This window comes from Mucilaginibacter conchicola, from assembly GCF_003432115.1.
Classification (GTDB): domain Bacteria; phylum Bacteroidota; class Bacteroidia; order Sphingobacteriales; family Sphingobacteriaceae; genus Mucilaginibacter; species Mucilaginibacter conchicola.
Genome location: NZ_QWDC01000002.1, coordinates 482,443 through 504,334 on the forward strand (window position 1 = coordinate 482,443; position 21,892 = coordinate 504,334).

Here is a 21,892-nt window from a genome sequence, read left to right on the forward strand (position 1 = left end):
ACCAATTTCGACCAGTTTAAAAACCAATTAACCCAAGTATTCTAATTTTTTAACCATCATGAAGAGAATTTTTACAATCTCGGGGTTACTCGTATTGTTTACTTTTTTCTCAACTGCGCTTTTCGCTCAAAACGTTACCGTAAGAGGTAAAGTTACCGATGCAAAAACCGGCGAAACCCTTGTTGGGGTTACAGTTGCAGTAAAAGGTACAACCACGGGTGCCCAAACCGATGCGAATGGCGCATTTTCGTTAAGCGTTGCCTCTAACGCTACCCTTACCATATCATACCTTGGCTACACTACGGCTGATATTCCTGTAAGCGGCCGTACCGATATTAATGTTACCTTACAAAGCGCAACAAATGAACTGCAGGGCGTTGTTGTAATTGGCTACGGTACCCAACGTAAAGTTGATGTAACCGGTTCCATTGCAACCGTTAAAGGTGCCGATGTATCTAAACAAGCATCAACAAACGCTGTAAGCGGCCTGCAAGGTAAAGTTGCCGGTGTGCAGATCACTAACAATGCAGCTCCGGGTAAATCTCCGGATATTACCATCCGTGGTTTAGGTACCATTTACGGCAACACTAAACCATTGTTTGTAGTTGATGGTGTGTGGTACGATAATATCGATTTCCTTAACCCGCAGGATATAGAAAGCTTCAGCTTACTAAAAGATGCATCAAGTACTGCTATCTACGGTATCCGTGCGGCTAATGGTGTTGTTTTGATCACTACCAAGCGTGGGGTAAAAGGCAAACCGGTTATCAACTATAACGGTTACGCTGGTTTCCAGGCAGTTACCAACCAGGTAAAAATGGCTAATGGTACGCAGTATGCTACTGCCGTGAACGAACTTACCGACCTTATCAACGCTACTACACCTAATGATCCGCCTAAGGCGCACATCTTTGCTAATCCTTCTCAATACGGCGAAGGCACAAACTGGTATAACGAGATACTGCGCAAAGCAGCCATGACCAACCACCAGTTAGATCTTAGCGGTGGTACTGATGCCTACACTTACAACTACTCAGTAGGTTATTTAGACCAGGATGGTATTGTAAAAGGCAACAACTACCAGCGTTACACCGCCCACTTATCAAACGATTTCAAGTTTGGCAAAGCCTTTAAAGTTGGTTTTACCGCAAGCGGCGTGTCTGATAAATCAAAAGATGCAGCAGCTGATATTTACCACCAGATGTTTGCTGCTGCGCCGGTTATTGGTGTACGCGGCCCGGGTGCAAGCTATGTTGATCCAAATGGGTTAGGCCTTGGTGATGGTAACAACTTTAACCCTATGGCTACTGTTGACTATTACAATCAGGTTACCAAAAACCACCGCTTTACTTACAGTGCGTATGGCGAAGTTAGCTTCCTTAAACACTTCAAATTTAAAACCAGCTTTGGTGGCGATATCAGCCAGTTAGAAGTGCGTAACTATACCCCTAAATACAGAGCTACTTTCAAACAGTTCAGCGATAAAACCAACCTGAACCTTGACCATACAGAAGTTCGCAACTGGATCTGGGAAAACACCTTAACTTACGATCTGCAAGCCGGCGATAACAGGCTTACTGCTTTGTTAGGTTACAGTATGCTGCAAAACCGCACTTACCAGCTAAATGGCGCGGCTGATAACGTACCTTATGTTGCAAGCGGCAGCATGTACAGCTCGTTCCCTGATGGCTCAAACCCGGTTTATATACGTACACCAACAAGCCAGATCTACAACCGTGCAATGTCGCAATTTGCGCGTATCAATTATTCTTTCAAAGATAGGTACCTGTTAAATGCATCTATCCGTCGTGATGGTGCATCACAGTTCTATGGCGATAAAACTTACGGTTACTTCCCGTCTGTTGGTGCAGGTTGGGTAATTACCAACGAGGATTTCATGAAAGACCAAAAGGTATTCAGCAACTTAAAACTTCGCGGAAGCTGGGGCCAGGTAGGTAACTCAGGTGTACCTATCAATCCATCTGTACAGGTTATTGCAAGCGATCCTTTCTTAACTGCTATTTTCGGTAACCCGCCTACAGCTTACCCTGGTGCAAGCATCAATACAGTTGTACCGCCAACCATCCTTTGGGAAAAAACCCAATCGTCTGATTTTGGTATCGAAGGTGGTTTGTTTGATAACAAGCTAACCTTTGAAGCCGATTACTATAACAGAAAAACCATTGCTGCTATTTTTGCTATCCCGGTAGCCGGCTCATTGGGTACTGTTAACAGCTCTCTTATAGGCAACCAGGCAAATATCTCAAACAAAGGTTTCGAGTTTTTAGTAGGCTGGAAAGATAAAACAGCAGGCGGCTTTACTTACAGCATCAATGCCAACTTAGGTATCAACACCAACAAAGTATTAGATGTTAGAACCGGCAGCAACCCAATTTACCAGGGTGGTGATGGTATTGCAAACGGTGCTTTGGCAACCCGTACCATTGTAGGCCAGCCAATTGGCCAGTTTTATGGTTACAAAGTAACAGGCATATTCCAGAATGCAGCGCAGGTTACTGCAGGCGCACAGCCAAATGCACACCCAGGCGACTTTATTTACCAGGATACCAATGGCGATGGCAAAATTGACGGTAACGACCGTGTAGCTTTAGGTAGCCCGCTGCCAAAATACACCTTCGGTTTAAACACATCGTTCACGTACAAAAGCTTTGACCTTGCGCTTGATTTCCAGGGTGTGGCTGATGTTAGCGTATACAATGCTAACCTTGCCTACCGTTTCGGTAACGAGAACTTCACCCAGGATTTCTTCCTTAACCGCTGGCACGGAGAGGGTACATCAAACACCTACCCATCTGTAAACCTTGGTACCACTGATAACGCAAAACCAAACTCGTTCTACGTTGAAAGCGGTTCTTATATAAGGTTGCGTAACGCACAGTTAGGTTACACTCTGCCAAGCGAGCCACTTAAAAGATTTGGTATCTCAAAGCTGAGGTTCTATGCCAACGCGCAGAACGCCATTAACATATTTGGCTACAAAGGCTTCTCGCCTGAGATAGGTGGCGCAGTAGGTGGCCGTGGTATTGATGCCAACGTATACCCGCTATATGCTATCTATAACTTTGGTGTTAACGTTACCTTTTAATTGAAAAACGATGAACAAACAAAACATAACCATGCGTAAAGCCTTTATTTTGGGCCTTATCGCTACATCAATATCAATCCAGGGTTGTAAGAAAAACTTCCTGGATATAGACCCTGCCCAAAACCAGGCGGCAACTCAGTTCTTCAAAACTGAGGCCGATGCTACCAAAGCAGTTAATGCTATGTATGCTAACCTGCGCGAGTGGAACAATATTGCATTTGCCCCTATCGCTATAGAAAGCATGGGATCTGACGAGGCCGAAAAAGGCAGCAGCGCAAGCGATGCTACTTACATGAACTCGTACCACAACTTTACAGTAAGTGCCGATGAAGGCCAGCTGGGTGGTTTTTGGAGAGGCCAATATCAGAATATCAACTTCGCTAACCAGATATTAACTAAAGTGCCTGCCATTACTATGGACGAAGCACTGAAAAACCGTTACCTGGCCGAGGCTAAATTTATCCGTGCTTACTCTTTCTTTAGATTGGTAAGAGCATTTGGCGATGTGCCATTGCGTATTACTCTGCCTAAAGATGAAACCGAGTATAACATGCCACGCTCACCAAAAGCAGAAGTTTGGGCACAGATAGAAAAAGACCTTACCGAAGCTGCTACCGTACTGCCGCAAACTTATGCTGCTGCTGATGTAGGCCACGCTACAAAAGGCGCTGCATTGGCTTTACATGCAAAAGTTGCCATGTACCAGCAAAAATGGGCCGATGTGCTAACCTACACCAACCAGGTAATGGGTTTAGGCTACTCATTGTTCCCTAATTTTGAGCAGATGTTCCGCACCACAAACAAAAACAATGTCGAATCGATATTTGAGGTGCAGTGTAACATTATCCCTAACAACCCCGATGCTTCAAACTCTCAGTACTCACAAGTACAGGGTGTGCGTGGCTCAACCGGTGGTGGCTGGGGCTTTAACGTGCCAACTACTGTATTGGCAAATGCGTTTGAAACCGGCGACCCTCGCCGCGATGCAACCATCATTTTCCGTGGCGAAACCACACCAGAGGGCGATAAAATTCCTGCTGATGGCGATAACCCAATGTACAACCAGAAATCATACGTACCATTCAGCCTTTACGTATCAGGTTTTAACGAAGGTGCACAGCAAAATAAAATTGTTTTACGCTACGCGGATGTATTGCTGATGAACGCCGAAGCAAACAACGAATTGGGTAACACCTCTGCTGCGCTTGCATCATTAGAAAAAGTACGCGCACGTGCACGCGGCAACAACGCTGCTATATTGCCACAGGTAACCACAACCGTTCAGGGTACTTTGCGTACAGCAATTTACCACGAGCGCCAGGTTGAGCTGGCAATGGAGTTTGACCGTTATTTTGACGTTATACGCCAGGGCCGCGGTACCGAGGTATTTGGCTCACGTGGCTGGAAAGCCGGCAAGAACGAAGTTTGGCCGGTTCCGCAAACAGAGATCGATATCAGCGGTACTATATTGACACAAAACCCGGGCTATTGATCTGTCTGAAACAAGATCTTACAGGGCCAAGGCCCACATTTGATTGAGTATGAGGTTGCCCGCTTAATAACGGGCAGCCTCTTTTTTTGAACGATATGCTTACTTAATTTACGATATGAAAAAAATCATACTATCTGCAGCATTAGCCGTGGCAACCCTGCATGGCATAGCGCAGAAGAAAAACCCATCTGCCGAAAGCATTAAACCGGTTGGTATTATCAAAAACCTGAGCAATAGCGCCTTGCTTGATGTGGTGCAGCGCCAAACCTTCCGTTACTTTTGGGATTTTGGGCACCCTGTAAGCGGCATGGCCCGCGAGCGCAGCAACCGCTCATTTGATTATGGCGACGAGGTGGTTACCACCGGCGGTACAGGCTTTGGCGTTATGGCGCTGATAGCTGCAGACCACCGCAAGTTCATCCCGCATGACCAAGCGGTTGACCGTATGGTGAAGATAGTGAACTTCCTGTTTAAAGCTAAGGCCTACCACGGCGCGTTCCCGCACTGGATGAACGGCGAAACGGGTGCAACCATCCCGTTTGGCCGCCGCGATGATGGTGCCGATATCGTAGAAACGGCCTACCTTTTCCAGGGCCTTATTTGTGCCAAACAATACTTTACTGCTGATAATCCTAAAGAGCGCCGCATCCGCGATGTAATTACCTGGATGTGGGGCGAACTGGAGTGGGACTGGTTTACCCGCGATGGCCGCGATAACATTTACTGGCACTGGAGCCCTAACTACGGCTGGGCCATGAACTTTCCTATCCGCGGCTTTAACGAGTGTTTGATCACTTACATCCTGGCGGCTTCATCAGATAACCACGGCGTTAAGCCCGAAGTTTACAGCCGAGGCTGGGCGCAAAGCGATTTCTTTAAAAATGGTAAAACCTACTACGGCTACAAACTCCCACTTGGTTTTGCTTATGGTGGCCCGTTATTCTTTTCGCAGTACTCGTTCCTGGGCTTAAATCCTAAAGGGTTGAAAGACCAGTACGCCGATTACTGGGAGCAGAACCAAAACCATACGCTCATCAATCGCGCATATTGTATCGATAACCCCAAGAAATTTAAAGGCTATGGCGAAAACTGCTGGGGGCTGACCGCAAGCGACAACTACGAAGGCTACAATGCCCACGCACCTGATAACGACTTGGGGGTTATTACACCAACAGCAGCGCTATCGGCATTCCCGTACACGCCGGAATATTCTATGAAAGCCCTGCGCCATTTCTACTATGACCTGGGCGATAAGATCTGGGGCGAATACGGGTTTACCGATGCCTTCAGCGAATCGCATAACTGGTATGCCAAGTCATACCTGGCGATAGACCAGGGGCCTATCATTGTGATGATTGAGAACCAGCGCAGCGGCCTGCTTTGGAAACTGTTCATGAGCAGCCCCGATGTGCAGCGCGGCTTAACCAAATTGGGTTTTGAAAGCCCTGCCATCGCAAAAAAATAAAATCTTACAGCGGCATCACATCGTAATAAATTGATGCTGTTGTAAATATTTTTAGGGTTATTTAGATATAAAGGCTTTACTTTACGTTCAATATACTTTGAACTACCTATTTCAGCTCTATTTAAATGATCATCAAAAATTTTAGAATATTGGCAATGCTGGGTATTATTTACCTGGCATTTCCTTTTTATACGCAGGCACAAATAAAGCAAGACCTTTCTGCCTTTGACAGAGGCACTTACGCTTACAAAGCCGATACACTGCCATACCGCATCCTTTTCCCCCGCCATTTTGACCCTAAGCAAAAATACCCGTTACTGATAATGCTGCACGGTGCAGGCGAACGCGGTAACGATAACAATGCGCAACTGGCTTACGGTACAGAGATGTTACTGAACGATACTATCCGCGATAAATACCCGGCCATTGTGGTTTTGCCGCAATGCCCTAAAGATGGCTACTGGAGCAATGTAGATATCCAGAAAGATGATAAAGGCAAACGCAGCTACCATTTCCAGGAAGGCGGCGAACCTACACCGGCCATGCATGCCCTGCTGGGTTTGGTTGAGCAATTTTTAGATAAACCTTACGTGAACAAGAAACGTGTTTACGTTGGCGGCCTGTCAATGGGTGGCATGGGTACACTTGAATTACTGAGGCGCAAACCAAAAGTATTTGCCGCAGCCTTCGCGATAGCCGGTGGCGACAACTCAAACAACGTAGAGAAATACGCCCGCCGCGTGCCGCTATGGATCTTCCACGGCGCTAAGGACAGCATTGTATCGCTTGACCATGCCGAGGTGGTAGTAGCCGCACTAAGGAATACCGGTGCTGATCCAAAATTCACCATTTACCCAACACTGGGCCACAACTGCTGGAACAAAGCCTTCAGCGAGCCCGATCTGATACCATGGCTGTTCTCAAACAGTAAATAAATACAAAAAGGCGACCCGTTAACGGTCGCCTTTTTGTTTGTGCCGGTTATTCACGTTCGCGCCATGAATAGCGCGAACACTTATTTGCCTGTAGCGCTTAATTTGCCCGAGAATTTACCGTTTTCAACAAAGGCTTCCTGACCGGAATTATTATAGGCAATAATGTAGAAAGTACCTTCAACTTCGGTAGAGGTTAATTTGGTGATGTTTACTTCGCCGCCACCAATAGCACCCCTTGGGCCATCTTCGCCGGTGCTGTAGTTTAATGCAGCATCGCCTGCCTTGTTAAAATCTTTGCTGATGATGGCCGCGCTGCCAACGTTGGTATTGTTGTTTGGATCTAACGAGTATTTACCAATGCCATTGATGTTGTACAATGCAATAGTAATTTGTTCGCTGGTGCTTTGTTTAACGGCCGTCATGGTGAAGATGCCGTTGAGGTTGGCCAAAACGGCTGTGCTGGCTTTAAACTCGCCTTTGCTACCGCCATCAAACCCGTAGTTACCTGCAGTAACCGTGGCAGCCGCTGTGCCGTTATCTACACCCGATTTGTCTTTTTTACATGAGATAGCCGATACGGCAATTAGCATAGTGATAAATAATGCCCCTTTGATCTTTTTCATTGCTTTAATTGTTTAGTGTTGTTTATTGATAACAAAATTGCGGTTATCAGTAACGCACAACAATCGCGTTGAAAGGGCATATTTAATTACGTGTTAGTACGTAATACAAATGTAGTATCAGATTATCTTGCGCTCGTAGGCGTACTTAAGCAGCCCTACCACGGTTTGGGTATTGGTTTTACGAAGGATGTTTTTGCGGTGGGTTTCTACCGTACGCTCGCTGATAAAGAGCAGATCTGCTATTTGCTTGTTACCAAAATCCTGCTCTATCATCCTGATGATCTCTATCTCACGGTCGGTAAGTCTCGACGACTCACTTTCCTGCCCTCTCTTGAAAGATTTCATGAGCTGCAAGGTAATCTCGGGCGCAAAGTAGTTTTGCCCCTCAGCAACCTTATTTAAGGCTTCTATCAGTTCCTGCTTCCCGGTATTCTTAAGGATATAACCCGATATGCCTGCATCAATCATCTCTGCCACTACCTGCGCCTCGCCAAACATAGATAAGGCAATGATCTTTATATGCGGAAATTTCTTGTGTACAACGCGGGTCAATTCAATGCCGCTCATCTCGGGCATGCTTACATCGGTGAGCAAAATATCTACAGCTGTTTCGGTAAGGATATCCAAAGCCTGATGGGCGCTGTTACAATCGCCAACAATTTCAAAACCGGGTATGGTGTTGATGATCAATCGCAGGCCATCTATCACCATTTGGTGATCGTCTACAATAAAAATACGTTTCAGGTTTTCCATGTGATCAAAGTATAGGTATTAAAATAGCCACTAAGGTACCTTTTCCCGGCGACGATGAAATATCAACCGTTCCTTTCAAATAGGTTACCCGGGTAACAATATTTTTCAGGCCGATGCCTTCAAACTGCTCTTTTTCTGCGGTGCTAAAGCCCCTGCCATTATCCTCAATAGTTATTGATACTTCCCCCTCGTCCCTCATTAGCTGTATATCCAACGATGATGCATTGGCATGCTTAAGTACATTGTTCACCGTCTCCTGTATCACGCGGTAAAGTACCAATTCAACATTGTTCTGCAGGCGGTTCTCCAACCCTGAGACCTCTAATGATACCTTCAGCCTGTCAGAACTTATCTTGTTCACAAAATCGCGCAGGGCAAACGCCAGTCCGGCCTTAAGCAACACATCGGGCATCATCTGGTGAGCAATGGTGCGCACCTCGCGGCAGCTCTCATCAACCATGGCCATGGCCTTATCGGCCAGTTCGCTGTTTTCGGGGTCGGTTAGTTTCAGTCGTTCAAAAAGCGTATCCAGGTTCATGCGAGTGGCAGATAATAGCTGGCCAACACCATCATGCAGGTCGCCGGCAATGCGCTGGCGTTCGCGCTCATCGGCAGTAATAATACCCTTTGCGTTCTGGCTTTGCTGCTTAATGATCTGCGCTTGCAAACCGGTTGTATATTTTAACCGCTTTAGGTTATGTGCCTGGTAACTAACAATAAATATAGCAGAAATTAATATGAGAAAACCAACCAACAACAAAATGGAAGGGTTACGGATATCGAAAAATTCATCGGCCTGGCAAATAAGTGCAATACTTGTAAAGGTCATGTTTGGGCGCCTTATGAAAATCCGGTTAAGGCTGTATAAAAATACGGGGACATGCCGGTGATGTATATACCGTGAACAGGGTATTTATAGGGCGAAGTATCATCTCGCAAAAGGGTAGCTCCTACGGAGCAAAAAAATGCCAATCGAACTTTCTACAAAGCGGCAGCCCCTACGGGGCACAGATATTTGGAACAAGGTCTATAAACGCGGTAATGTTGACCATCATCGCAAAAAGTAGCTCTTACAGAGCAAAGGCATAATGATGGAACTTTTCTACAAAGCGGTAGCCCCTACGGGGCACAAAAAAGTTTGAGCAATGTATGAGCTAAAATTGAATAGTAAAGGCAATGTCCCGTAGGGGCTACCGCTTTGTAGATGATAAGCAAAGAGGGGTTATGCTCCGTAGGAGCTACTCTCTCCGTAAATTAAAAAATATCTTCCTTATCTAATGTCGTGTCTGATTTGCCATCGTCATTAGTGATATGGTTATCGGCATTTAAGGCTGTATCCGGTTCGCTTTCGCTCAGGTCAGATTCAATGGCACCTGTATCGGCCACAGCGCCATCTTTATTGGTCACATGGTCGGCCTCATCGGCGTTGGTGATCACTTCCTGCTCTGCCTGGTTTACTTTTGGGTCGGTTTTTGGGTCTTCCTGCGGAGAGTTGTTGCCGGGCGTAGGGTTATTGGGTGTGTTCATAAGCGATGCGTTTTATGAACAACAAGAGGTTGGTGAGGATGTTTTGAAACAGTTTCGATTCCCTCCTTGGGGAGGGGTGCGGCAGACCAGGCGCAAATGCAGGGAGGGAATTACCTTTTACGGCACAAAAAAAGCCGGGCTTAACAGTCCGGCTTCATTCGATCGAGTATAATTGGTTATTGGTTTCCTGATCTCTAACCTCTGCTCTCTGATCACTATCGCGTATAGCGATTAATAATATCAATGATCACCTTGTTTTCCTGCAACTGCGGCAGGTAATCGAACAAAATGTAACGTTTCTCCGGATCGGCGGCCAGGGCCATCTCCAGTTGGTTAAGCGCTTCGTTGTACTCGCCTTTGGCAAACAGGTAGGCTACCATACGGTAGTAAAGCTCTGCTGCGTCGGGGTTGTTTTTGATAGCTTCTGAGATCACCTCAATGGCATCCAACAAACGCTCCTGCTCGTACATGATAGATGAATAATCCAGCCATGCATCCACATCAAGCGGGTTCAGTTCAACCACTTTTTCGTAGGCATGCTCGGCCTCTACAAGATGGCCCAGTTTGTACTCGGCATCGGCAATGGCAAACCAGTAGTCGGCATTGGCAATATCCAGGTCCAGCGCTTTTTTGTAGAAGTGCAGGGCCTCAAAGTAACGTTCTTCAAAATCGAGCGTAACACCAATACCAAACCATGCATCGGCCAGTTTAGCATCCATCTTAACCGATTTTTTGTAGAACGAGCGCGCCTCGTCCATCTGCTCCAGTTTCTCGTAGCATTCGCCAATAGCGCAATAGGTATCGGCATTAGGCTGCTCGTACTCAAAGGTCTGGCGGTAAACTTCTATCGCCTCAGCATATTTCTCCAGGTTAACCAAAGCGTTACCCTTGTTAAAATAGGCAGATGCAAAGCTGTCTTTTATCAGGATAGCATAATCATAAGCATCTATAGCTTTTTCAAACAAGCTAAGCTTGGTGAACGCGTTGCCCAGGTTATACCATGCCGCATAGCTATACGGTTCATTATCGATGTATTGCTGATAAAACTGCACGCTTTCTTCCTGGTTGTCCATTACATCGTAACAGAAAGCCAGTTCGTAAAGCGCATCCTGGTTTTCCATATTCTGCTTAAGGCAAAGCTTAAGATAGGTAATGGCAGTATCATAGTCGCCCATGTTTTGGTGAACGTAGGCCATGTGCAGTAATATCTCGTCTGTTTCCTCGGCCAGATCAAGCGCCTTCTCATAGTTCTCCAGCGCCTCGGCATTCCGTTCCATACTCTCATAAAGGTTACCCCTTATAATGTAGATGTCGGCATCGCTGGCCTCAAGCATAGCGGCTTTATCCAATGCGGCAAATGCCTCATCAGGGCGGTTCATCACCACTAAAAGCTGGGCTTGTTTTACCAGAAATACAGTAGCAAACGGGTGCTGGTTGCGGGCATACTCTGATACCTGCAGCGCCTTGGCGGGGTCGTTTTTCTCTATGTAGTAGTCGATAATGTTCTCAAATGCCTGGGCATCAAAAAAGTACTGATCATGATTTCGAATCATCTCTTCGTACCGCTCCACAGAAAACTTTGGGTCTTCGGTGAAACCAAATTCAAATTCTTCTTCCATTCAAGTTTATTTAAGAGAACACTATTTTTACCGGTACAGGCGTCGGCCTCATCCGGTTAAACACAAGTTTAAATTACAATATTAAGCCTCTCAATGGCAATTAAGTTTTCAACATACAAACATTATTAACAGCTGTTAATACAAGTGCCTGATTGATAAATACAAAGCGTTTGTGCCGGCAACAGATGAGTGTTGTGATTGCCCTTGAAAGATTTTCCTAACTTTACAAAAATACCAATTATGAGCCTACCCATGAAAGATATTCTCGAGCATTTACATATTAACGACATAAACCCCTCATTTAGTACAGGAAACAATTGGGGTAACACCACCGGCGGCACCGTACATGACATCCACTCACCTGTTGACGGTAAAAAGATAGCTGCCGTTACATTTGCTACCGCAGATGAGTATAACCAGGTGATTGATACCGCCACCAAAGCATTTAAAACCTGGCGACAGATACCTGCTCCAAAACGTGGTGAAATAGTGCGCCAGATAGGCGAGCAACTGCGTGCCAACAAACAGCAACTGGGCACCCTTGTATCTTATGAGATGGGCAAAAGCCTGCAGGAAGGCTACGGCGAGGTGCAGGAGATGATAGATATCTGCGATTTTGCAGTAGGCTTAAGTCGCCAGTTGTATGGTTTAACCATGCACAGCGAACGCCCAAGCCATCGCATGTATGAGCAATACCACCCGCTGGGTGTAGTGGGCATTATATCGGCCTTTAATTTCCCTGTTGCCGTTTGGAGTTGGAATGCCATGCTGGCCTGGGTTTGCGGTGATGTTTGCGTTTGGAAACCATCAGAAAAAACACCATTAACGGCCATTGCCTGCCAGCGCATAGTACAGGAAGTATTTAAGACCAACAATGTTGATGAAGGCGTAAGCTGCCTGGTTATTGGTGACCGCAACATTGGCGAGCTGATGAGCCATGATACCCGCATTCCGCTGGTATCGGCTACCGGATCTACCCGCATGGGTAAAGCGGTTTCGGCGGCGGTTGGCGCGCGCCTGGGCAAAAGCCTGCTTGAGCTTGGCGGCAACAACGCTATCATCATAACCGAAAATGCCGACCTGGATATGGCCCTTATTGGTGCTGTGTTTGGTGCGGTGGGTACTGCCGGTCAGCGATGTACCAGCACGCGTAGATTGATCATCCACGATAGTGTTTATGATGCCTTTAAACAGAAACTTGTAAATGCTTACGGCCAGATAAAAATTGGCAACCCGTTGGATGAGAACAACCACATGGGTCCGCTGATTGATACCGATGCAGTAGCTGCTTACCTGGATTCGATAGAGAAATGTAAAGCCGAAGGTGGCCGTTTTGCGGTTGAAGGTGGCAAGTTAGAGGGCGAAGCTTATGCATCCGGCTGTTATGTAAAACCTTGCATTGCCGAGGTTGAAAATCATTATAAAATAGTGCAGCATGAAACATTTGCGCCTATTTTGTATTTGATAAAATACTCGGATATTGATGAGGCTATAGAGCTGCAGAACGGTGTACCGCAAGGTTTATCATCTGCTATTATGACCAACAGCCTGCGCGATGCGGAGAAATTCCTCTCAGCAGCGGGTTCTGACTGTGGGATTGCCAACGTTAACATAGGCACATCGGGTGCAGAGATTGGTGGCGCCTTTGGGGGCGAGAAAGAAACAGGCGGCGGCCGCGAGAGTGGTTCTGATGCCTGGAAAGTGTATATGCGCAGGCAAACCAATACTATAAACTATTCTAAAACGTTGCCTTTAGCGCAGGGCATTAAATTCGACCTGTAATTTATCCGTCGGCTAAAGCCAACGGCAATGAAGCTAAATAAATCAATATCATTGCCGTCCCCATTTATGGGACGGGATGAAGGATTAAACATTAATGGCTTTAGCCGAATGATTTAGGCTGAAGCCATTGGTTTGATTTGAAAGGCCGTCGACTGAAGTCTACGGCAATGAATTAAAAAGTATAAAACGATCAATTTTTAATATGCACCAAATCTGCAAAACTATTACCGGCGCGTTAGTAGGCGCCGCTCTCCTGATAAACCTTAACGCAAATGCACAGGTTGCCCCAAAACCGGCGGCAGAGCTGCCAAAAAGCTGGCACCTGATGGATCTTAAGACCGATGGCTACTTTGGTATCAGCCTAAACCAGGCCTACCAGTTTGTTAAAGGCAAAAAAAGCAAAACAGTTGTTATTGCAACTATTGATAGCGGCATTGATACCGCGCAGGCCGATCTTAAACCTGTGCTTTGGGTAAACACCAAAGAGATACCGGGCAACGGCATTGATGATGATAAGAACGGTTACATTGATGATGTACACGGCTGGGATTTCCTGGGTGGCCCGGGCGGTAAATGTGATTTCACCGAAACCACCGAAGAGGTACGCGAGTATAATCGCCTGAAAGGCAAATACGAAAACCTTACCGCCGCCCCTGCAGGCAGCGAAAAAGAGTTTGCTTACTGGGAAAAAGTGAAGCTTACCCATAATGAAACGGTTACCAAATCATCCGGCGAGTTGCAGCAATTACAGCCTATCCTGAATGCTTTGATGGCAAGCAGCGGCTACGTAAAACGTGCATTGAAATTAAAATCTGACGGCACCTTCAAAAAAGCAGATCTGGCTAAGCTTACCACTACAAACGATACCGTAGCGCAAAGCAAAAACGTTTGGCTATCGGTATTTGAGCAGGAAGGTGGCAACGAGACCAACGCCAAGATCATTAACGATTTGAGCGAATACCTGCAAAAACTGAACAACGATGTTAACCCCGACCTGGAAGCCCGCGCACGTATTGTAGGCGATGACCCTAACGTGCAAGATGGCAAACCTTACGGCAATAACATACTTAAATTTGCTGATGCCGAGCACGGAACAGGCGTAGCAGGTTTAATAGGCGCTGTACGCAACAACAAGTATGGTATTGATGGTGTGGCCGATAACGTTCGTATTATGGCTATCAAAGCCGTACCAAACGGCGACGAGTACGATAAAGACATTGCCAACGCTATCCGCTACGCGGTGGATAACGGCGCTAAGATCATTAACATGAGCTTTGGTAAAAAACTATCTCCGCACAAAGCATGGGTTGATGCTGCCTTTAAATATGCTGCCGATAAAAATGTATTGCTGGTACAGGCATCAGGTAACGATAACCAGGATGTGGATGTGAAACCACAGTTCCCTAATGATACTTTTGAGGACGGTTCAGTAACCGACCTGGATAATGTGATCAGCGTTGGTGCTTCTGCCGCTAAGAAAGATGCAGAACTGGCCGGCTCGTTCAGTAACTATGGTAAAAAAACTGTGGATGTGTTTGCACCGGGTGTTAAAGTAACCTCAGTAAACATGGATGCTGAATTTAACACTGCCGATGGCACCAGCTTTGCTTCGCCGATAACTGCGGGTGTTGCAGCGCTGATATTGGAGTATTATCCAAACCTTAGCGCAAAACAACTGAAACAGGCTATCATGGAATCGGCTACACCGCTAACCGGTGTTATGGTGCTTAAACCTGGCAGCAAAACCGAAAAAGTTGATTTCACCACCCTGTCAAAAACAGGTGGTATTGTAAATGCCTACAAAGCTTTAGTTGCTGCTTCAAAAATGAAACCGGAAGCAGGGATATAATAAATATTTCTTCGAAAAGAAAAGGCCCGACTGGTTAGTCGGGCCTTTTCTTGTTTTATATCAAAGTACGTCATTGCGAGCGATAGCGTGGCAATCCCCGATATGCAGAGCGGCCCTGTAAGTCGGGGATTGCCACGTCGCTGACGCTCCTCGCAATGACGGGCGCGTTTCCTAAAATATCGCCTCAGCTATTCTCTTTGTTGGGCCGGGGTTACCCATGGTATAGAAGTGTAGTACCGGTGCACCGAACTTCACCAGCTCTTTACACTGGTTGATCATCCACTCGATACCGATATCTTTTACGTCTTTTTCTGATTTAGCCTCATGTATCGCATCAGACAGATCTTCTGGAATATCTATATGGAATGTTTTGGCCAATGATATCAATTGCTTAGAAGCCGTGATAGGTTTTAATCCCGGGATGATTGGCACATTGATACCCGCCGCACGGCAACCGTTCACAAAATCGAAATACTTTTGGTTATCAAAGAACATCTGCGTCACAATGAACTTAGCGCCCATGTCTACCTTTTGCTTCAGGTATTTGAAATCGGTTTTGAGATTTGGTGCCTCAAAGTGTTTCTCGGGATAACCGGCAACACCGATACAGAAATCGGTACGCAGCATGTTATCATAATGCTCGTGCAGATAAACACCATTGTTCATGTTCGATACCTGTTGCAACAAGTCGGTAGCATAGCAATGGCCATTAGGTGTGGGAACAAATGACGAATCGCCTTTGCGTGCATCACCGCGCAGCACCAGTACGTTCTCAATACCCAAAAAATGCAGGTCGATGAGGCCGTTCTCGGTCTCGTCTTTGGTAAAGCCACCACACAGCAGGTGCGGCACGGTATCTACCTTATACTTGTTCATGATAGCAGCGCAGATGGCAATAGTGCCCGGGCGTTTACGGTAAGCCAGTTTCTGCAGCAAACCGTTCTCCTGCTCTTTATAAATAAAATCCTCACGCAACGAGGTCACATCTATAAAAGGCGGTTTAAACTCCATCAGTGGGTCAATAGCGTCATAAATGCCCTGTATACTGTGGCCTTTTAATGGCGGTATCAGTTCAAAAGAGAATAAGGTCTTGCCGTTAGCGTTCTGGATGTGTTCGGTTATCTTCATGTATTTGAGTGCGAGTGTGGGTGGTGAGTGTGGGACTAATCTTTTATCTGTGCTTTTTGATGATTGATCAAGCCAGCCAACAGTTTCCTAACCCTCACGAGTTTATCTAAAAGTTCTTTAAGTGTAGTATCGTCAATAAAATTCAAATCATAAGAAAGATAGAGTTGAGTTTCCAATTCATAAGCCGATCCTCTTGCAATAAAAAAGAACCGCATCGAATCTTTGGGATGACTTCTACCACAACCTTCTGCTATATTGGACGGGATAGAAATTACCGATCTTTTAATTTGTGATTGCAACCCATATATCTCTTCTTTTGGAAAAGACGCAATATGATCATAAACCATCCTAACTAAAACACGAGCTTCCTTCCAAGCTTCTAAATCAGTATAATTCATTTTAACTATTTATCTACATATCTCCCGCTCCCCGCTCTGGCATCCCGCACCCTATTAATAATTCAAGTTCGGCCCCAGCCAGCGTTCTACGGTCTCCACGCTCATATTCTTTCTCACTGCATAATCCTCTATCTGATCTTTGCTTATTTTATTCAAACCAAAGTACCTCGATTGCGGGTGCGCGAAATAGAACCCGCTTACTGATGCAGCCGGCGTCATGGCCAGGCTCTCGGTCAGTTGCATGTGGGCGTTGTCTTCTGCTTTCAGGATCTCAAATAAAGTAGTTTTCTCGGTATGGTCCGGGCAGGCGGGGTAACCCGGTGCCGGGCGGATACCCTGGTACTCTTCTTTGATCAGATCGGTATTGCTTAGCTCCTCGGTTTTGGCATAGCCCCAGTATTCTTTACGTACCAGTTCGTGCATTTTCTCGGCAAAGGCTTCAGCCAAACGGTCAGCAAGGGCTTTAGCCATAATGCTGTTGTAATCGTCATGGTCGCGTTCAAACTCGGCAACCAGTTCATCACAACCCAAGCCTGCAGTTACCGCAAAGCCACCCCAATAATCGGCCACACCGCTTTCTTTTGGTGCGATGAAATCCGACAGGGCATAATATGGCTCGCCTTTAACTTTCTCGTTTTGCTGGCGAAGGGTATGAATGCGCGTTAACAAATGCTGACGAGTCTCATCGGTGTAGATCTCAATATCGTCCCCCACACTATTAGCCGGCCAGAAACCGATAACACCATCCGCACGAAGCAATTTCTCATCTACTATCTTCTTCAACAATGCCTGTGCATCGTCAAAAAGCTTTTTGGCTTCGTCGCCCACAAATTTATCCTCAAATATGCGTGGGTAGCTGCCGCGTAACTCCCAGGTATGGAAAAACGGTGTCCAATCGATATAAGGCAACAAATCCTCTAACGGGAACGATTCAAATACTTTTGTACCGGTAAACGTTGGCGCAGGGGCAACAGCATTCACATCTATCTGAAATTTCTCCTCGCGGGCCTGCTCAATGGTCACAAAACGCTTGTCGCTTTTCTTGTTGGCATGGGCTTCGCGGGCTTTGGCGTACTCATCTTTAATCCCCTGAATGTAGCCATCGCGGGCATCTTTATTCATCAGGCTGCTACAAACGGTTACGCTGCGCGATGCATCCAGCACGTGGATAGCAGCACCAGAGTAATGCGGGGCAACTTTAACTGCTGCGTGAATGCGTGATGTGGTCGCCCCACCCAATATCAACGGAATAGTAAAACCTTCGCGCTCCATCTCCTTGGCAAAATGCACCATCTCATCTAACGATGGGGTGATCAAACCGCTGAGGCCAATGATATCTACTTCCTGCTTTTTAGCTTCTTCAATAATTTTTTGGGCCGGTACCATCACCCCGAGATCAATGATCTCGAAGTTGTTACAGGCCAGTACCACGCCAACGATGTTTTTACCAATATCGTGTACGTCTCCTTTTACGGTAGCCATCAGGATCTTGCCTGCGCTGCTTTTTGCAGAAGCATCAGGATTATTCGCTTTCTCGGCCTCGATAAATGGCAGCAGGTAAGCCACCGCCTTTTTCATTACACGGGCCGATTTTACCACCTGCGGCAAAAACATTTTACCGGCACCAAACAGGTCGCCTACGATGTTCATGCCATCCATCAGCGGGCCTTCAATTACCTCAAGCGGACGGGCATATTTCTGGCGGGCCTCTTCCACGTCGGCATCAAGGTATTCTACAATACCTTTCACCAATGAGTGCGACAGGCGCTTCTCCACATCTTCTTTACGCCACTCTTCATCGCGCACTATTTCTTTACCTTTGCTTTTGATGGTATCAGCAAACTCTACCAGGCGCTCGGTAGCATCGGGGCGGCGGTTCAATAGTACATCCTCAACCAGTACCAGCAGGTCTTTAGGGATCTCTTCGTAAACTTCCAGCATACCGGCGTTTACAATGCCCATATCCAAACCAGCCCTAATAGCATGGTACAGGAAGGCCGAGTGCATAGCCTCGCGCACTACGTTATTACCGCGGAACGAGAACGAAATGTTACTCACCCCACCGCTTACCTTAGCATGCGGCAAGTTCTGTTTTATCCAGCGGGTAGCCTCGATAAAGTCTACCGCGTAGTTATTATGTTCTTCCAAACCGGTTGCAACGGTAAGGATGTTAGGGTCGAAAATGATATCCTGCGGCGGAAAACCAACCTCATCAACCAGGATACGGTAGCTACGTTCACAGATCTCTTTACGGCGTTCCAATGAATCGGCCTGGCCGGTCTCGTCAAAGGCCATTACAACCGTAGCGGCACCGTAGCTTAAGATCTTGCGGGCATATTCTTTAAACTTCTCCTCGCCTTCTTTAAGAGAGATAGAGTTTACGATACCTTTCCCCTGCAAACACTTTAAGCCGGCCTCTAATACCGTCCACTTTGATGAATCTACCATCACAGGCAATTTGGCAATATCCGGCTCGCTGGCAACCAGGTTAAGGAATTTCACCATCACAGCTTCAGAGTCTATCATACCCTCATCCATGTTGATATCGATAACCTGGGCACCACCTTCTACCTGCTGCAAAGCAACAGAAAGGGCTTCCTCATAATTTTCGGCAAGGATGAGTTTAGAGAATTTTGGCGAACCAGTGATGTTGGTACGCTCACCAATGTTTACAAAGTTGGTCTCTGGCGTAAGCGTTACCGATTCTAATCCGCTTAAGCGCAGATATGATTTGATCTCGGGAATCTGGCGCGGGCCGTGTTTGGCCGCTTTATCGGCAATACATTTAATATGATCTGGCGTGGTACCACAACAACCACCTACAATGTTCACCAGTCCGGCTTTTATAAAGTCGTCAACCTGGTGTGCGGTTTCGTGCGGAGTTTCGTCGTAAGCACCAAATTCGTTTGGTAAACCCGCGTTGGGGTAGGCAGAAATATATACCCCAGCCTTGTCTGAAAGTTCCTCTAAGTGCGGGCGCATTTCGCGGGCACCCAAGGCACAATTTAAACCAACCGATAATAAGTTGGCATGACTAACCGAGTTCCAGAAAGCCTCAACCGTTTGACCAGATAGGGTACGGCCCGACGCATCGGTAATCGTTCCGGATATCATGATACCACCAGTAGGGCGGAATGCTGCGTAATCTTTACCTGCAGCCAAACATTCCTGCTTATATCTGTCTATGGCAAATAATGCCGCTTTAGCATTCAGCGTATCAAAAATGGTTTCCACCAATAACACGTCCGATCCACCATCAACCAAACCGCGCACCTGCTCATAGTAAGCTTCGGCCAGATCATCAAAAGTAACAGCACGGTAACCAGGGTCGTTCACATCAGGCGATAGTGACGCTGTACGGTTGGTTGGGCCAACAGCACCGGCCACAAAGCGTGGTTTGTCAGGGGTAAGGGCCGTGTACTCATCAGCAGCCTCGCGGGCAAGGCGGGCACCTTCGTAGCTTAACTCGTAGCCCAGCTCTTCCATGTGGTAATCTGCCAGGGAAATACGCTGGGTACTGAAGGTATTGGTCTCTATAATATCGGCACCTGCTTCCAGGTACTCTTTGTGTATAGCTTTAATCACATCCGGGCGGGTAAGGTTCAACAGGTCGTTGTTGCCCTTAAGGTCGGATGGATGGTCACGAAAACGCTCCCCACGAAAATCAGCTTCCGTTAGTTCGTACCGTTGTATCATGGTACCCATCGCCCCATCAATCACCAGGATGCGTTTCTGTAGTTCTTTTCTAATGTCCATTTGTATCAGTTGGCAATTGCCAGTTACCAGTGGGCAGCCAAACAAGCGGATACAGTGAAACCTGCAAACTGCTTACTCAAAACTGCAAACTGTATGTAGCTTACTCGAAAAGTCGGGTGTTAATGTTGACTTTCACTTATCTGTCCCGGAGCGTTTCGCTTTGTCCGGGTAGAATGTAGCACCTTGTTAAGTAACAGGTTGCTAAGACATCGCAGGGTCTAATCCCTCCGTCTTTCTCCATAAGCAGTGCAAAGATGAATAATAATGTTGTAAAGTGCAAATGTTACCGTGTTGCATTTCACAACCTGGATTTGACTCACCCCTAACCCCTCTCTGCTTCGCAAAGAGGGGGATATCTTTCAATTTATTCTTCTCCCTCTTTCCGCTTGCGGAGAGAGAGTCGGCGATCCGCCGCGGCGGAGATGTCGGGGTGAGTAAAATTGCGGGCGTTCCCTGCGGGCGGGTCATCCGCTCATACTGCACTGGCCTTAACCGCAATGGCCGGTATCCGCTGCTACCCCTAACGCGAGAGCTTTACCACCGCGTCATTGCGAGGAGGCATAGCCGACGTGGCAATCCTCGACTTACAGAGCCGCTCTGTAAATAGGGGATTGCCACGCTATCGCTCGCAATGACGCGATTAGGGGTAGAGAAACAAAAAAAAGCCGCCCATAAGGGCGGCTTCTCAAAATAAATTTTATTTCAATTACCTTCTGTTGCCACCAAATATGCGCAGCAGCATCAGGAAAAGGTTAACAAAATCAAGGTAAAGGGTTAAAGCACCCATTAATGATACTTTGCTTTTGGTAGCTCCGTCAACTTCGGCGCTTGCGCCAATGCGTTTTAGCTTTTGAACATCATAAGCAGTAAGGCCGGTAAATACCGCAACACCTACATAGCTAATGATAAGGTCCATAGTGCCGCTACGGAAAATAAGCAGGTTAATAACCGAAGCAATGATCACCCCTATTAGTAACATAGTAAGGATACCGCCAAACTTGGTCAGATCCTGATGGGTAATGTAACCGCCAATGGCCATAGCACCAAACACTAACGAGGCCGTGATAAATACACCGCTGATAGTGGTGATAGGGTAAAAGAAAAATATGTTACTCAAGCTGATACCCATTGCTGCCGAAAACCCGATAAATACCAATGCTAAAGCAAGGTAGCTGCCCCTTGAAAAAACAGCGCCTGAGATAAACACAAATACCAATGGCAAAAACATAGCTACCGTACCAAAAATGGTATTCTGGTGTGTTACGCTATCGCGAAGCAATGATGACAGCTCCGGACTGGCGGCAAATAAAAACGCACATGTTGCAGATATGCCCAATGCCACAAACATCCAGGCAAAAACTTTAGCGATAAATTTACGTGATGCTACTGCATCTTCTATCTGGATAACGTTATCGTAAACGTATTCGGTTGATTTACTTTCCATTTATAATTGATGAAT

General features: G+C 46.5%; 15 protein-coding genes and 1 riboswitch. Of the genes, 6 read left to right on the forward strand and 9 right to left on the reverse strand.

Features of this window, described 5'->3' with window-relative positions; translation table 11 throughout:
- Positions 1 to 58 precede the first annotated feature (58 nt).
- The 4 genes from D0C36_RS11825 to D0C36_RS11840 all read left to right on the forward strand — a co-directional run bounded on the left by D0C36_RS11825 (position 59) and on the right by D0C36_RS11840 (position 6,998).
- Positions 59 to 3,106: a SusC/RagA family TonB-linked outer membrane protein gene (locus D0C36_RS11825; RefSeq protein WP_117391838.1), complete on the forward strand. Its 3,048-nt coding sequence runs from the start codon at positions 59 to 61 to the stop codon at positions 3,104 to 3,106.
- A gap of 10 nt (positions 3,107 to 3,116) precedes the next feature.
- Entirely contained in the window at positions 3,117 to 4,598 is a 1,482-nt protein-coding gene (locus D0C36_RS11830; RefSeq protein ID WP_117391839.1) for a RagB/SusD family nutrient uptake outer membrane protein, read from the forward strand.
- Positions 4,599 to 4,713: 115 nt separating this feature from the next.
- A complete protein-coding gene (locus tag D0C36_RS11835) occupies positions 4,714 to 6,063 on the forward strand; it encodes a glucoamylase family protein (RefSeq protein WP_117391840.1) in 1,350 nt (449 codons plus the stop codon).
- Between the two features lie 125 nt (positions 6,064 to 6,188).
- Positions 6,189 to 6,998: a carboxylesterase family protein gene (locus D0C36_RS11840; RefSeq protein WP_233524475.1), complete on the forward strand. Its 810-nt coding sequence runs from the start codon at positions 6,189 to 6,191 to the stop codon at positions 6,996 to 6,998.
- An 80-nt stretch (positions 6,999 to 7,078) separates the two neighbouring features.
- Here D0C36_RS11840 and D0C36_RS11845 read toward each other — a convergent pair whose 3' ends face one another.
- The 5 genes from D0C36_RS11845 to D0C36_RS11865 all read right to left on the reverse strand — a co-directional run bounded on the left by D0C36_RS11845 (position 7,079) and on the right by D0C36_RS11865 (position 11,520).
- Entirely contained in the window at positions 7,079 to 7,621 is a 543-nt protein-coding gene (locus D0C36_RS11845) for a DUF6252 family protein (RefSeq protein WP_117391841.1), read from the reverse strand.
- Positions 7,622 to 7,738: 117 nt separating this feature from the next.
- The gene (locus D0C36_RS11850; RefSeq protein WP_117391842.1) at positions 7,739 to 8,374 is read right to left on the reverse strand and encodes a response regulator; all 636 of its coding nucleotides are present in this window, start codon (positions 8,372 to 8,374) and stop codon (positions 7,739 to 7,741) included.
- A 4-nt stretch (positions 8,375 to 8,378) separates the two neighbouring features.
- Positions 8,379 to 9,203 carry a sensor histidine kinase gene (locus D0C36_RS11855; protein ID WP_117391843.1) on the reverse strand — a complete coding sequence of 275 codons (825 nt, stop codon included), beginning with the start codon at positions 9,201 to 9,203 and terminating at the stop codon, positions 8,379 to 8,381.
- A gap of 425 nt (positions 9,204 to 9,628) precedes the next feature.
- A complete protein-coding gene (locus D0C36_RS11860; protein ID WP_117391844.1) occupies positions 9,629 to 9,901 on the reverse strand; it encodes a hypothetical protein in 273 nt (90 codons plus the stop codon).
- Positions 9,902 to 10,116: 215 nt separating this feature from the next.
- A complete protein-coding gene (locus D0C36_RS11865; RefSeq protein ID WP_117391845.1) occupies positions 10,117 to 11,520 on the reverse strand; it encodes a tetratricopeptide repeat protein in 1,404 nt (467 codons plus the stop codon).
- A 252-nt stretch (positions 11,521 to 11,772) separates the two neighbouring features.
- On the opposite strand from D0C36_RS11865, the gene amaB reads away from it, so the two are divergent.
- Positions 11,773 to 13,302, forward strand: a complete 1,530-nt coding sequence (gene amaB, locus D0C36_RS11870) for an L-piperidine-6-carboxylate dehydrogenase (RefSeq protein WP_233524476.1) — start codon at positions 11,773 to 11,775, stop codon at positions 13,300 to 13,302.
- A 202-nt stretch (positions 13,303 to 13,504) separates the two neighbouring features.
- Positions 13,505 to 15,151 carry a S8 family serine peptidase gene (locus D0C36_RS11875; protein WP_117391847.1) on the forward strand — a complete coding sequence of 549 codons (1,647 nt, stop codon included), beginning with the start codon at positions 13,505 to 13,507 and terminating at the stop codon, positions 15,149 to 15,151.
- 171 nt (positions 15,152 to 15,322) lie between these two features.
- Here D0C36_RS11875 and metF read toward each other — a convergent pair whose 3' ends face one another.
- The 4 genes from metF to D0C36_RS11895 form a co-directional block, all read right to left on the reverse strand.
- On the reverse strand, positions 15,323 to 16,279 hold the full coding sequence (metF, locus tag D0C36_RS11880; RefSeq protein WP_117391848.1) for a methylenetetrahydrofolate reductase [NAD(P)H]: 957 nt from the start codon (positions 16,277 to 16,279) through the stop codon (positions 15,323 to 15,325).
- Positions 16,280 to 16,314: 35 nt separating this feature from the next.
- Complete coding sequence (locus D0C36_RS11885) at positions 16,315 to 16,677, reverse strand: four helix bundle protein (RefSeq protein WP_117391849.1); 363 nt, start codon at positions 16,675 to 16,677, stop codon at positions 16,315 to 16,317.
- Between the two features lie 54 nt (positions 16,678 to 16,731).
- Positions 16,732 to 20,433 carry a methionine synthase gene (gene metH / locus D0C36_RS11890; protein WP_117392737.1) on the reverse strand — a complete coding sequence of 1,234 codons (3,702 nt, stop codon included), beginning with the start codon at positions 20,431 to 20,433 and terminating at the stop codon, positions 16,732 to 16,734.
- A 133-nt stretch (positions 20,434 to 20,566) separates the two neighbouring features.
- Positions 20,567 to 20,679: riboswitch (SAM riboswitch) on the reverse strand.
- A 460-nt stretch (positions 20,680 to 21,139) separates the two neighbouring features.
- The gene (locus tag D0C36_RS11895; protein ID WP_117391850.1) at positions 21,140 to 21,877 is read right to left on the reverse strand and encodes a Bax inhibitor-1/YccA family protein; all 738 of its coding nucleotides are present in this window, start codon (positions 21,875 to 21,877) and stop codon (positions 21,140 to 21,142) included.
- Between the last annotated feature and the right edge of the window lie 15 nt (positions 21,878 to 21,892).